The organism is Anoxybacillus sp. LAT27 (assembly GCF_022030075.1).
GTDB lineage: Bacteria > Bacillota > Bacilli > Bacillales > Anoxybacillaceae > Anoxybacillus > Anoxybacillus kestanbolensis.
The window spans coordinates 1-228 of the sequence record NZ_JAIWYK010000354.1 but is presented as its reverse complement, the minus strand read 5'-3'; the positions used below and the strand labels follow the sequence as shown (position 1 = coordinate 228).

Genomic DNA, 228 nt, shown 5'->3' with positions numbered 1-228 from the left:
TACACCATCGGCCTGATGAGATCGATTCCCGAGCTGGACGAGGAGCGGGAGTACCTGGACACCATCCCGGGCGCGGTGCCGCTGCCCAACCAGATGCCGAAGGGCTGCCGGTTTGCCCCGCGCTGCGCGCAGGCCATGCCGATCTGCCACGAACAGCCGCCCGAGCTTTTGCAGTTGGACGGCCACAAATGCCGCTGCTGGCTGTACGCGGAAGGGAGGGATGAGGCA

1 protein-coding gene is annotated in these 228 nt (G+C 66.2%); it reads left to right on the top strand.

The annotated features are described in order from the left end of the window. Positions 1-228, top strand: a 228-nt coding sequence (locus LD028_RS09770) for an oligopeptide/dipeptide ABC transporter ATP-binding protein (protein ID WP_346015098.1), incomplete at both ends; no start/stop codon positions are given.